This is a genomic window from Candidatus Propionivibrio aalborgensis, assembly GCF_900089945.1.
GTDB classification, from domain to species: Bacteria; Pseudomonadota; Gammaproteobacteria; order Burkholderiales; family Rhodocyclaceae; genus Propionivibrio; species Propionivibrio aalborgensis.
In genome coordinates, this window is sequence record NZ_FLQY01000344.1 from 1 (window position 1) to 11,189 (window position 11,189).

An 11,189-nucleotide genomic window follows, 5' to 3' on the forward strand; every position below is an offset into this window, starting at 1 on the left:
TGCTGCCGGTCTGCCCAGCAGTTATCAAATGTTTCAGACGGTGCCTGCGTGACACGCAGGATAAGAAGAAATACCCATGGCCCTCAAAGCGACGATTTTCAAGCTGGATCTCACGATTGCGGATATCGATCGCAATCATTACGCAAGTTACTCGCGCATGATCGCCCGTCATCCTTCCGAAAACGACGCGCGCATGATGGTTCGTCTGCTGGCCTTCATGCTTTATGCGGACGATGAGCTGGCTTTCGGCAAAGGCTTGTCAACGGACGAGGAGCCCGACCTTTGGCTCAAGGACCTGACGGGGGCTGTTGATCTCTGGATTGTCGTCGGCCAGCCGGACGAGCGCTGGTTGCGCAAGGCATCCGGGCGAGCGGAGCGGGTAATCGTGTTTTCCTATGGTGGCCGGGGGGCGGAAATGTGGTGGGAACAGAACCGCTCAACGCTGGAAAAACTCCCGAGGCTGACCGTATTCAGGCTCTCGCTGGAAAGCACACAGGCGCTCGCTTCACTCGCCGATCGCGCAATGACCCTGCAATGCACGATTCAGGATGGCGAACTGATGATTGCAGGCGAGGGGGAGGTGGTTCGGATCGAACCCGTTGTCCTCCTGAATACTGACAAAAACAGCAACTGAAACCAACCCTGTCGGGCAGGGTCGTCATTTCCATTCAGCGTTGCTGCTGCCGTTTCATCATCTCCTGCATTTTCGGATCCTTCATCATTTCGTTGATGTTCACACTGCCCATGTTCGGCATGATCACATCACCGGGTTTCTGACCCGGCTTGCAGGCACCGAGCCAGCGGGCTTCCTGCGTCATGTTGGATTCGCTCATGCCATGCATCGGCGGGTTGAAGCGCGTTTTCAGCTTTCCTTTGTAGCTTGAGTCGAAAGCACCCTCGAAGACACCGTCCGTTGTCGCGGTCGATCCTTCAATCTTGCACACGGTATGTATGGACACCTTGTTGCCTGAGGGCTTGATATCCATCACGCTGCAATCGGTTTTCCCTTTCTTGGCCTGCTGCTGCATGAGATTGTCGGTGTTCTGATCAATGCACTGCTGCATCGGGCCCATGTTGGGAACGCCGTCCATCTGCATGTTGATTTCCCACAGTCCAGGTTTGCGCTTGGGCATGTCGGCAGCCACCGCTGCTCCTGCCAGGGTGGCAGCAACGACCCCCAAGACTAGCAGGGAGAAAGTGTTGCGGAAATTGAGTTGGAATTGCATGGGGGCTCCTGGAGTTGAAGATGAAATGAATGTCGAACTTGCAGTCTTTCGCCGAATAATAAACCTGTTCTTCATTTTCCAAACAGTTTGCCAAGCGTCTCGCCGAGTCCTTTTGCCGAGCCGCTACCGACGCTCTCGATGCCTTTGGCAAGTCCCTCAACGCTGATTCCGAGTGCTTCTGCCACCGATGTGCCGATACGGGTCGTCAGATTCTCGTTGAGGGAGAAACGCGGATCGTTGATATTCCCTTCGAGAACAAAATTGACCGATATCTTGCCTTTACGGTTCTTCATCATGGCGATGGTCGCCTTGCGCGGCAACCCCATGATCGTGCCGGAGGTCGACGACGACGCCAGCTCCATATCACTGAGCGTCAGGGTGCCGGGGGCGTGAAGCAGGCCTTTGCGCACCGTGGATTTTAGATCGAGATCGAGCGTTCCCTTCTTGACGCCGCTCTCGGACACCTTGATCAGGTAGGGCTGGAGAGCGACCAGATCGACGCCCGAAAGGCGAGTGGCAATTTCCGACTCCTTGCTCGCCAGCTCGATTGTGCCGTCGATTGATACCTTGCCGTCGCGCCGAACGCCCTTGAGAATTGCATCAAGTTTTATAGGGCTTTGACCTGCCAGGTCGGGTAGCTGAAGCTTGCCGATGCTGGCACTGATTTGTTCCAGCCTGAGCTTGAGAGGAGGTTGCCGGATGGTGGCGTCATAGAACTCGATAGTGCCATCGACCAGTTCTACGTTGCGGATGCTGACTGGCGTGGCGACGCCTTGGTCGCCCCCGCTACTCCTATCCTCCGCTTGCCTGGTAGTACCAGTTTCGCCGGCGGGTTCAGGCCTTTCGAGCAGGCTCGGTAGAACATGAATGGTGCCATCCCTGGCGCGCAACACCGAGATGTAGGCGCCTTCAATCCGTAGCTTGAGCAATACCACCCGGGCGGAAAAGAGATCCCGGATTGCGGGAACGATCAGTATGCGTTCCGCGCGCAACTGGTCTTCAGCCGGCCACGCCTTGGTTTTGTCTGCGTTTGCCGGAACTCGAGCGGAATGGATGCGGACGCCGATTACCTCAAGCCCGGTCAGGCTGACACGTATTTCCTTGACTTCGCCGTTGGGCCCCAGCGCCTTTTCCACCTGTCCCTTGAGCGAATGAATGGCAAACTGAAACGCGGCAAAGCCGACGATCAACAAAACAATAAAGCCGCTACCGAGGATCAGTATCCAGCGTCTGGCTCGTGCGCTCATGATCTCCCCGAAGAGTGAGTGAGAGTAGTACGGAATGCCGAATCCCGACTACAAGAAAACTACGCTCCTGCGGCCTCAGTTTACGCGAATATGGTTTGACCACCAATGGAACCCGGTCGATGTTGGCAGCCGCAAGGGAAAAGCGCGCGAAATAGTCTATAGTGATAGCTGGGTTCGTTCAGGCCCGGAGCAGGAGGAATCAGCCATGGAAGCAGGTTCAGTATCATCCAGCATCAACACAGCCTCGGCCTCGGCCTTGCAAGCACAGGTTCGCGCGCGTCCGCCAGAGCAGGATGAGCAGACGCAGCAGTCGCAGCAATCGCAACAGTCCCAGCAGGCCCAAGGAACGCAGGAAACGCAAAGCAACCAGTCGGTTGAAGAGAGCAGGGCAGCCGATCGTGCGCAGTCCGATGTGGAAGGCAGTAGACCGACGGTCAACGCCAACGGGCAGACGGTGGGGACACGGGTCAATACTACGGCCTGAGCAACGGCCCGAGCAGCGGCCTAAGGCGTTTCTTGCTTGTGGTTGTTATTGCCTGCACTCAGGCAATTCTCGCGTCGGTCCATGCCTTGCCGCCGATCACGGCGGCGATAGCGATGAGGATCACCACCCAGCGGATCGTCGCGTAAACCTTCGGGTTTGCAGCGCGATCCGATATCGCGAAGATATGCAGCGCCCCCCAGGCGACGGCAAATCCAATCACTAGCGGAATGCCGACGACTTGCAATTCGGTCTTGGTGAGTGCCAGCATGCGACCTTCGCGCCAAGGCACGGCGATGAACACGCCAAACATCCAGAACAAACCAGTGCTGCCTGCGGTGCAGAGGGCTGCGGCGATTCGGGTGATCCAGTTATCCATGTCAGTCCTAGTGTGCGATTGTGCGCGCTTGAAGAAAATTCTGTCCATTTACCCGGAGAACATGAACCGTTCCCGCAACTCGTCGAGGTTTAGTTCGTGCAATATCGCTTCCAGCCGATCTGCGGCGTTTTTGCGCACCTGGCCGGTATTTCTGGCGATGATCAATTCGTTTTTTATTGAATGTTCCCAGCCAACCAGTTCGGTTACCTGTATCTGATAGCCGCAAGCTTCGAGCTGTAAACAACGCAGTACGTTGGTGATCTGGCTGCCAAACTCACGGGTATGGATCGGGTGGCGCCAGAGTTCCGAGAGCGGTGTTTTCGCAAACGAATCGTTCTTGTTTCGGCGCAGAACAGCGGCGACCTCGGCCTGACAACAGGGGATCAGCACGATGAATCTTGCCTGCTTACGCAGCGCGAAGCGGATGGCGTCGTCGGTGGCCGTGTCGCAGGCGTGTAGCGCGGTGACCATGTCGATGCGCTCAGGTAGGGTGGCTACGCGGATCGAGTCCTCGATACTCAGATTGAGGAAGCTCATGCGCCCGAATTGCAGTCGTTGCGCCAATTCGCGGGATTTGTCGACCAGTTCCGCGCGTGTCTCGATGCCGAAAATATGGCCGCCAGTCCGGTTCTTGAAAAAGAGGTCGAAGAGGATGAAGCCCAGATAGGACTTGCCGGCGCCGTGATCGGCCAGCGTCATGGCTTCATTGCCAGCCAGCAATTCGGCGAGCAGGGGCTCGATGAAGTGGTAAAGATGATAAACCTGCTTGAGCTTGCGGCGACTGTCCTGATTGAGCTTGCCTTCGCGGGTCAGGATATGCAGCTCCTTGAGCAGTTCGATGGATTGCTCGGGTTTGATCTCGGGAATGGGTATTACGGGCTTCATGATGCACGTTTGCAATAAACGCCCATTTTAAGCGCATTGACGTGGATCGTCGAAGCAATGGGATAATGGCGTCCTTTTTCAGAGGTTCCAGCGCCATGGCTGTTCAGTGGTATCCCGGGCATATGACCTCGGCACGCAAGAAGGCGGCCGAAACGATGGCGTCGATTGACGTGGTGATCGAGGTGCTGGACGCTCGTCTGCCCGAAGCCAGCACCAATCCGCTGGTGCGCGAACTCCGCCTGCACCGTCAGCGACCCTGTCTCAAGGTATTGAACAAGGCGGATCTTGCCGACCCGGAAGCCACCCGATCCTGGATTGACTTCTACAACCGGCAAGAAAACGTGAAAGCTGTTGCACTGTCGAGCAAGAATCAGGGCGAGGTGGCGCGCATTCCGGCGCTTTGTCAGCGCCTCGCGCCGCATCGCAATGACAACATCAAACCCTTGCGCATGATGATCATGGGTATTCCCAATGTGGGCAAATCGACCTTGATGAATGCGCTGGTCAAGCGCAAGATCGCCAAGGTTGGTGACGAGCCTGCGGTGACCAAGTCTCAGCAGACTCATCAGATCAGCGTCCGCCACTCGATCACCGATACGCCGGGTCTGATGTGGCCGAAGATCGAGTACCCGAGCGATGGCCTGATGCTTGCTGCGAGCCACGCCATTGGACGCAATGCCGTGATCGACGAGGAGGTGGCGGTGTTTCTTGCCGGGCTCTTGCTGGCGCGCTATCCGGCGTTGCTTTCGGCACGGTATGGTTTTGCTCTTGACGGTGTCGATGCGGTGGCGGTCGTCGAAGGCGTCGCCAAGAGACGTTCCCTGATTTTGCGCGGTGGCGGTCCCGATTTCGAGAAGGCTTCGGCCGTACTGGTGCAGGATTACCGTGAAGGCAAGCTTGGTCGGATCAGTCTGGAGACACCGGAAACACGCCGCATGATGATCGGTGCGACAAATGAGACGCCGGCGCTGTCAACAGGCCAATAGCATTGTGCAAATGTGCAAGGTTTTTGGGCTGATCGCTTACTGCTGGCCGGCCTGAGTCTGTTCGGCTTGTGGTTTCGCGATAAACTGCTTGATCACGGGAACCAGGGTACTCCAGACATACCAGCCGCCGAATCCAAGAAGGCTGAGACACACGATCAGTTGAATGACAAAGACGCGCGCATTGTGCTGCTGACGACTGATCCTTTTTGCCGGATCGGTAGCGCCGCAACCGGGACACGCGAGCGCCGAAGTATCGACCTGATGTCCACAAGCGCGGCAGGGTTCGAGTGACATGCCGTTGTTCCTTACATGATGACCGAGGAATTTCCAGGGATTATAGTCCGACGCGTCGTAATCGGGCCAATCAGGCCACAGTGATCCTTACGCCGGAAAGCGATTTGTCGCTGTCCGCCATTCACTGTGCATTTCATCTTGACCAGAAAGAGCTTGCCATGAAAGACCGACTGACCGAGCTGGAAATAAAGACGAGTCTCAACGAGGATCTGCTCGAGGAGCTCAATCGCACGGTGTATCGGCAACAGCAGCAGATCGATTTGTTGCAGGAGCAGATGCGGCTGCTTTACCAACAGATCAAGGACAATGCCGAACCGGATGAAAATACCAGCCTGCGTGATGAAATCCCGCCGCATTACTGAACCCAGTTTGGGAACTACCTGATCGCCAGCTGGATCGTTCGGTTTTTCCTCAGCTTGCCGATGACATGCATTTCGCAGGGCTTGCAGTCAAAGCGCAGGGTCAGCTTCTCGTTGCCGTTTATCAGGATCATCGGGTCCGGACGGATGCCTTTGACCTGCTTGGGACAGAGATTGAAGCTGTAGCGCAGGCAGTGCTTGGTGATCATCAGCGAGACTTCGCCTTTTTCGGCGTTGCACTCGTAGGCAGGTGCGATGACGCTGACCCCGTGTTTCTCATAAAAGGCGCGCGCCTTCGCGTTGAGCACATTGCCCAGATAGCTGAGCGCATCATCCGGGTAGGGAGCGGGAGGCACCATCGCGGCGCGGCGTTCAGGCTGCTTGTAGGCGGCATTCCTGGCCGCATCGAGCGCTTCGACGGCGGCGCGGCGCAGTGCATTCAGCACGGAATCGGGAATGAACCACGCCGTGTCGATGGCAAGATCGATCGTTTCGCTGCGGTAAATGGTGTTGCCCAGTTTGCCCAGATTCTCGCGCAATCTGGTCATCGCCAATTCAGGGTTGTTTGCGGCTTTCTTGTCGTGCTTCAAGTGAGCCGCCGCACCGACACCTTCATCGTCCGTGATGCGCAAGGCAAAGCCGTCACTAGTTTCCTCGAATCGCATGCGTACCCGAATGCTTCGCTCGGCAGATTTCTTCTCCAGTTGGCGCACGAATTCCTGATCATGGTTGCGATAGATCGTCTCGCCAATCCTTAGATCGGTCGGGAATCGACCTTCGCCTGGAGTCGGGAAGATCCGGTAACCCGAAGCAACTTGCTGCGCACGGTTGATGCGCAGGCCGACCAGCTTGAGATCGGCATCGAAGCAGGTAATGCCGTCGCCGTTGTGCAACGGAGCATCGCTGCAAACGTCAATACTGTCGTGTCCGATTCCGATGACCGTGCCGATTTTCTCGCCGACAAATTTCGGCGAATCAAAGGCGCCGATATCCGATTTGCGATCATTCAGGAAATAATCGGTCGCTCCCCGGTTGAAGGTCTTCTCCGTCTGCGGGGTAAAGAAAAGTGTAGTTACACCCGATGAGCTGCGCCGATAAGAGGGAAGATCCTCGATGATGTCGTCAAGTTGCCGACGGTAGTGCGCGGTGATGTTCTTGACGTAGGAAAGATCCTTCAAGCGCCCTTCGATCTTGAAGGAACGGATTCCGGCTTCGATCAGCGCGCGCAGGTTGTCGCTCTGATCGTTGTCTTTCATCGACAACAGGTGCTTGTCCTCGGCGAGGATCCGGCCTTCCTGGTCGGCCAGTGAGTAGGGCAGCCGGCAGGCCTGAGAGCAGTCGCCCCGGTTCGCACTGCGTCCGGTTTGGGCATGGCTGATGTTGCACAGTCCACTGTAGCTGACGCACAGAGCACCGTGCACGAAAAACTCCAGCGTCGCCGTGGTGTGCGCGGCAATCTTTCGAATCTGCTGGAGAGAAAGTTCGCGTGCCAGAACGATCTGCGAAAAGCCGACGTCTTCGAGAAAGCGGGCTTTTTCCGGCGTGCGTATATCGGTTTGCGTGCTGGCGTGCAGTTCGATCGGCGGCAGGTCCAGTTCGAGCAGGCCCATGTCCTGGACGATCAGCGCGTCGGCGCCGGCTTCGTAGAACTCCCAGATCAGCCGCTGGGCTTCTTCCAGTTCGTCGTCCTTGAGCAGGGTATTGATCGCGACCAGAACGCGGGCATTGAAGCGGTGTGCGTGGCTGGCCAGCCGTTCGATATCGGCAACCGAGTTGCCGGCATTTACGCGCGCGCCAAAAGCCGGGCCGCCGATATACACGGCATCGGCGCCATGGCTGATCGCTTCAATACCGAATTCGGCGTTCTTGGCCGGGGCCAGGAGTTCCAGAGTGTTGCGAATGTTTGGCATGGCGTTGTTTGGCAGCAGAGGCCACCATTGTAAGCCTCTGGCGCCGGCTGCGACCTCATAAGCGACAAGGAATCAAACAAACCCTTTGACGTAAACCAAAGTATTCCGATAATAGAAGGCGCATGCTCCTGCCGTTGCTACCTTCGTATGAGTTGATGATGAGATTCTCCCTGTTTCGTTCTTTCGTGCTGCTGTCTTCGCTGTTTCTTGCATTGTTTCTTTCGGCCTGCGCGTCGCCGCAACTTCGCGGTACCGGCGATCTCGGTCTGGTGATTGAGCGCGCGAGTGGCAGCGTGATACTGGTCGATACCAGCAAACGCGCGCCTTATGCGCACATTGAAGGTCTCGGCGATCTTTCGCATGCTTCGGCCGTTTATTCGCGCGACGGGCGCTATGCCTACATCTTCGGTCGCGACGGTGGCCTGACCAAGATTGATCTGCTTGAGGCGCGAATCGTCAAGCGCGTGATGCAGGCCGGCAACTCGATCGGCGGATCGATTTCGCAGGACGGCCGCATTGTCGTCGCACAGAATTACACGCCGGGAGGCATCAAGGCGTTCGACGCAGAAACACTCGATTTGCTCTCGGAAGTTCCGGCCGAATACGCTCCCGGGAAGTTCTCGAAAGTGGTTGGACTGGCCGATTTGTCGGGCAACCGTTTTGGCTATGCCTTGTTCGACGGCGGTGAAATCTGGGTGAGTGACTTTTCCGATCCGAAACATCCCAAAACCCAACGCTATCCAGCTGGCATGCAGCCTTACGACGGGCTGGTGACTCCCGACGGCCGTTATTATCTGGCGGGCCTGTTTGGCGAGGATGGTGTTTCCCTGCTCGACTCCTGGCTGCCCGAACAGGGCACGCGCAAGATTCTTGATCGCTACGGGCGCGGCGAGGAGAAACTTCCGGTGTTCAAGATGCCGCACTTGCGTGGCTGGTCGGTGGCGCAGGGCCGGGCCTATCTGCCAGCGGTTGGCCGGCACGAGGTTCTGGTGGTCGATATGGATACCTGGAAAGAGGTTGGGCGGATCAAGGTCAAGGGACAGCCGGTGTTTGCCATGGCGCGGCCGGGCGGGCGGCAAGTCTGGGTGAATTTCGCCTTCCCGGACAACTCCTGGGTTCAGGTGATCGACACGCTTTCCGGCAAGATCGTCAAAACCATGGAGCCGGGCAAGGCCATTCTGCACATGGAATTCACGCCGCGTGGCGAAAACGTCTGGATCTCGGCGCGTGACGACAACAAGGTGTTGATTTACGATACAGCTACATTTTCGGGGATTGGCGAGTTTGCCGCCAAAAGCCCGAGCGGCATCTTCTTTACCACTCGTGCCAATCGTATTGGATTCTGATTGAAATGCAGGACGACGCCCTCGATTTTCGATTGCTCAACGACTTTCAACGGAACTTTCCGCTCTGCCCTGCGCCCTTTGGCGAATTGGCAGCCCGGCTCGGCGTTGCCGAAGTAGCGGTTCTGCGCATGCTGGAGACCTTGCGGCGCGAAGGAAAGATTTCGCGCGTTGGCGCAGTCTTCGCGCCAAAACGTATCGGCGCGAGCACACTGGCTGCGATGGCCGTTCCACACGAAGCACTGGGCAGCGTTGCCGAAGCGGTCAACCGCTTTCCCGAGGTCAACCACAACTATGAGCGCGAGCATCGCTACAACCTGTGGTTCGTCGTAACCGCCGGCTCGGAAGGGCGGCTCCAGGCCGCGCTGGGCGCCATCGAGCAATCTGCGGGTTATCCGATTCTCAAATTGCCGCTGATACAGGAATACCACATCGATCTCGGATTTCCGCTCGACGGCCAAGCGGAGAAGTATCAGCCGCAGCCGCGCCCCTTTTCGCCACCGACGCCACTCGGCGAACTCGAACGACGGCTGGTGATGGCCTTGCAGGAAGGATTGCCTTTGTTCATCCGCCCCTTCCAGGTGCTGGCCAGCCGTATCGGCTGCGACGAAAGCGAAGTGCTCGAACGCATCGGGCGCTGGATCGATGAAGGCGTCATCAAGCGCTTTGGCGTAGTGGTTCGTCATCACGAGTTGGGGTTTACCGCCAACGCCATGCTGGTGCAGGATATCCCGGACGATCGGGTCAGCGAGCTCGGTGCGACTCTGGCGCGCGAGCCGGGAGTGACCTTGTGTTATCAACGGCCCCGCGTGCATCCGGACTGGCCGTACAACCTCTTTTGCATGATCCATGGCCAGGTCCGTCACGAAGTCGAGAAAAAAATTGTCGAACTGCGCGACCGTCTGAATCTGACCGAATACCTGCACGACACGCTGTTCTCGCTGACCCGCTTCAAGCAGACTGGCGCACGTTATGCCTGAAGCGTCGGCGAGGATTGACGCGATCGACCGGGCCATCATTGACAGTCTTCAAGGCGAATTTCCCGTTTGCGAGCGGCCCTACGCGGAAGCGGCAGAGAAGCTTGGGATTGACGAACAGGAGTTGCTGTCGCGTTTGCAGCGACTGCTTGATACCCGTGTGTTGACACGATTCGGCCCGATGTTTCAGATTGAACGCATGGGTGGCGCATTTGTGCTCGCCGCGATGCGCGTACCCGAAGAAGACTGGGAGCGTGTCGTGGCTACGGTCAACGCGTTTCCCGAAGTTGCGCACAACTACCGGCGTGAAAGCGAACGGAACTGCGACTTCAACATGTGGTTCGTGCTCGCCACGGAGACAGCGGGAGGGATTGCGGCCGTGCTCGAAAGAATTGAGGCGGCGAGCGGGTTGCCGGTCTATGCTTTTCCGAAAATCAAGGAATACTTCGTCGAAATGAAGTTGCAGACACGCGGATGAATAGCGCGAATGCCGTGGATAGCGAGATGGATCGTCGCCTGGTCCTGGCGACACAAGGCGGACTGCCTCTGGTTCCTCGCCCCTATGAGCAGCTCGGCGAGCAGCTCGGCATTTCGGCGGCGGAGGTCATGGCCCGGCTGACGCACATGCTGGAGCGTGGCATCATTCGGCGTATTGGTGTGGTGCCCAACCACTATGCCATCGGCTATACCGCAAACGGGATGAGCGTTTGGGACGTGCCCGACGAGCGTGTCGACGAACTGGGCCAGCGCATTGGCGCACTCGATTTCGTAACCCACTGCTACCATCGCCCGCGGCGCTTGCCCGAATGGCCATACAACCTGTTTGCCATGGCGCACGGGAGTTCCCGCGAAGAAGTGCTGGCCAAGGTCGAACAAATCGCGGAGCTGCTCGGCGCCGATTGCCGTGGGTACGATGTGCTGTTCTCGACGAAGATACTCAAAAAGACAGGGTTGCGCATAGGTGTTTGAAGCCGCACATAGGTAGCCACGGAAGACTGTGCACTATTTCCTTCTCACCGATTTGCTCGAGTCATAAAGTGAACATCCCTGTATAAGTATCGAATGTGAATCATAGTGAGCAGCAATAACCAAGCAGAATTGT

The 11,189-nt window shown here is 57.3% G+C and carries 14 protein-coding genes; 8 read left to right on the forward strand and 6 right to left on the reverse strand.

Translation table 11 applies throughout. From position 1 onward, the window contains the following. The first annotated feature begins 76 nt into the window (after positions 1-76). On the forward strand, positions 77-634 hold the full coding sequence (locus PROAA_RS14160; RefSeq protein ID WP_186411957.1) for a YaeQ family protein: 558 nt from the start codon (positions 77-79) through the stop codon (positions 632-634). A 34-nt stretch (positions 635-668) separates the two neighbouring features. Here PROAA_RS14160 and PROAA_RS14165 read toward each other — a convergent pair whose 3' ends face one another. Next, the gene (locus PROAA_RS14165) at positions 669-1,226 is read right to left on the reverse strand and encodes a DUF3617 domain-containing protein (protein ID WP_186411958.1); all 558 of its coding nucleotides are present in this window, start codon (positions 1,224-1,226) and stop codon (positions 669-671) included. 71 nt (positions 1,227-1,297) lie between these two features. Then, entirely contained in the window at positions 1,298-2,473 is a 1,176-nt protein-coding gene (locus tag PROAA_RS14170) for a DUF748 domain-containing protein (protein WP_186411959.1), read from the reverse strand. A gap of 205 nt (positions 2,474-2,678) precedes the next feature. Here PROAA_RS14170 and PROAA_RS14175 point away from each other — a divergent pair, with 205 nt between their 5' ends. Then, a complete protein-coding gene (locus PROAA_RS14175; RefSeq protein WP_186411960.1) occupies positions 2,679-2,957 on the forward strand; it encodes a hypothetical protein in 279 nt (92 codons plus the stop codon). A 58-nt stretch (positions 2,958-3,015) separates the two neighbouring features. Here PROAA_RS14175 and PROAA_RS14180 read toward each other — a convergent pair whose 3' ends face one another. Together PROAA_RS14180 and PROAA_RS14185 are read right to left on the reverse strand one after the other, a co-directional pair. Then, positions 3,016-3,333: a hypothetical protein gene (locus PROAA_RS14180; protein WP_186411961.1), complete on the reverse strand. Its 318-nt coding sequence runs from the start codon at positions 3,331-3,333 to the stop codon at positions 3,016-3,018. Between the two features lie 48 nt (positions 3,334-3,381). Next, positions 3,382-4,218: a class I SAM-dependent methyltransferase gene (locus PROAA_RS14185; protein ID WP_186411962.1), complete on the reverse strand. Its 837-nt coding sequence runs from the start codon at positions 4,216-4,218 to the stop codon at positions 3,382-3,384. Positions 4,219-4,313: 95 nt separating this feature from the next. Between PROAA_RS14185 and ylqF the strand changes: the two genes are divergently transcribed. Continuing rightward, positions 4,314-5,204 carry a ribosome biogenesis GTPase YlqF gene (gene ylqF, locus PROAA_RS14190; protein ID WP_186411963.1) on the forward strand — a complete coding sequence of 297 codons (891 nt, stop codon included), beginning with the start codon at positions 4,314-4,316 and terminating at the stop codon, positions 5,202-5,204. A gap of 36 nt (positions 5,205-5,240) precedes the next feature. On the opposite strand, the gene PROAA_RS14195 is transcribed toward ylqF, so the two are convergent. Further along, on the reverse strand, positions 5,241-5,498 hold the full coding sequence (locus tag PROAA_RS14195) for an FmdB family zinc ribbon protein (protein WP_186411964.1): 258 nt from the start codon (positions 5,496-5,498) through the stop codon (positions 5,241-5,243). A gap of 158 nt (positions 5,499-5,656) precedes the next feature. Between PROAA_RS14195 and PROAA_RS14200 the strand changes: the two genes are divergently transcribed. After that, on the forward strand, positions 5,657-5,860 hold the full coding sequence (locus PROAA_RS14200) for a SlyX family protein (protein WP_186411965.1): 204 nt from the start codon (positions 5,657-5,659) through the stop codon (positions 5,858-5,860). Positions 5,861-5,874: 14 nt separating this feature from the next. Here PROAA_RS14200 and PROAA_RS14205 read toward each other — a convergent pair whose 3' ends face one another. After that, on the reverse strand, positions 5,875-7,767 hold the full coding sequence (locus PROAA_RS14205; RefSeq protein ID WP_186411966.1) for a peptidase U32 family protein: 1,893 nt from the start codon (positions 7,765-7,767) through the stop codon (positions 5,875-5,877). Between the two features lie 158 nt (positions 7,768-7,925). On the opposite strand from PROAA_RS14205, the gene PROAA_RS14210 reads away from it, so the two are divergent. Genes PROAA_RS14210 through ahbB (PROAA_RS14225) form a run of 4 tightly spaced genes read left to right on the forward strand, consistent with a single transcriptional unit; the run spans position 7,926 to position 11,056 of the window. Further along, positions 7,926-9,113 carry a cytochrome D1 domain-containing protein gene (locus tag PROAA_RS14210; RefSeq protein WP_222102285.1) on the forward strand — a complete coding sequence of 396 codons (1,188 nt, stop codon included), beginning with the start codon at positions 7,926-7,928 and terminating at the stop codon, positions 9,111-9,113. 5 nt (positions 9,114-9,118) lie between these two features. Then, positions 9,119-10,090, forward strand: coding sequence for a siroheme decarboxylase subunit beta (ahbB, locus tag PROAA_RS14215; RefSeq protein WP_186411967.1), 972 nt, complete (start codon positions 9,119-9,121; stop codon positions 10,088-10,090). After that, positions 10,083-10,565, forward strand: coding sequence for an Lrp/AsnC family transcriptional regulator (locus PROAA_RS14220; RefSeq protein WP_186411968.1), 483 nt, complete (start codon positions 10,083-10,085; stop codon positions 10,563-10,565). Before ahbB (PROAA_RS14215) ends, PROAA_RS14220 begins: the two co-directional genes overlap by 8 nt. Beyond that, a complete protein-coding gene (gene ahbB / locus PROAA_RS14225) occupies positions 10,562-11,056 on the forward strand; it encodes a siroheme decarboxylase subunit beta (RefSeq protein ID WP_186411969.1) in 495 nt (164 codons plus the stop codon). Before PROAA_RS14220 ends, ahbB (PROAA_RS14225) begins: the two co-directional genes overlap by 4 nt. Positions 11,057-11,189 lie beyond the last annotated feature (133 nt).

Coding starts and splice junctions, on each gene's coding strand:
- PROAA_RS14160 (WP_186411957.1), top strand. CDS start 77: ATGGCCCTCAAAGCGACGATTTTCAAGCTGGATCTCACGATTGCGGAT.
- PROAA_RS14165 (WP_186411958.1), bottom strand. CDS start 1,226: ATGCAATTCCAACTCAATTTCCGCAACACTTTCTCCCTGCTAGTCTTG.
- PROAA_RS14170 (WP_186411959.1), bottom strand. CDS start 2,473: ATGAGCGCACGAGCCAGACGCTGGATACTGATCCTCGGTAGCGGCTTT.
- PROAA_RS14175 (WP_186411960.1), top strand. CDS start 2,679: ATGGAAGCAGGTTCAGTATCATCCAGCATCAACACAGCCTCGGCCTCG.
- PROAA_RS14180 (WP_186411961.1), bottom strand. CDS start 3,333: ATGGATAACTGGATCACCCGAATCGCCGCAGCCCTCTGCACCGCAGGC.
- PROAA_RS14185 (WP_186411962.1), bottom strand. CDS start 4,218: ATGAAGCCCGTAATACCCATTCCCGAGATCAAACCCGAGCAATCCATC.
- ylqF (WP_186411963.1), top strand. CDS start 4,314: ATGGCTGTTCAGTGGTATCCCGGGCATATGACCTCGGCACGCAAGAAG.
- PROAA_RS14195 (WP_186411964.1), bottom strand. CDS start 5,498: ATGTCACTCGAACCCTGCCGCGCTTGTGGACATCAGGTCGATACTTCG.
- PROAA_RS14200 (WP_186411965.1), top strand. CDS start 5,657: ATGAAAGACCGACTGACCGAGCTGGAAATAAAGACGAGTCTCAACGAG.
- PROAA_RS14205 (WP_186411966.1), bottom strand. CDS start 7,767: ATGCCAAACATTCGCAACACTCTGGAACTCCTGGCCCCGGCCAAGAAC.
- PROAA_RS14210 (WP_222102285.1), top strand. CDS start 7,926: ATGAGATTCTCCCTGTTTCGTTCTTTCGTGCTGCTGTCTTCGCTGTTT.
- ahbB (WP_186411967.1), top strand. CDS start 9,119: ATGCAGGACGACGCCCTCGATTTTCGATTGCTCAACGACTTTCAACGG.
- PROAA_RS14220 (WP_186411968.1), top strand. CDS start 10,083: ATGCCTGAAGCGTCGGCGAGGATTGACGCGATCGACCGGGCCATCATT.
- ahbB (WP_186411969.1), top strand. CDS start 10,562: ATGAATAGCGCGAATGCCGTGGATAGCGAGATGGATCGTCGCCTGGTC.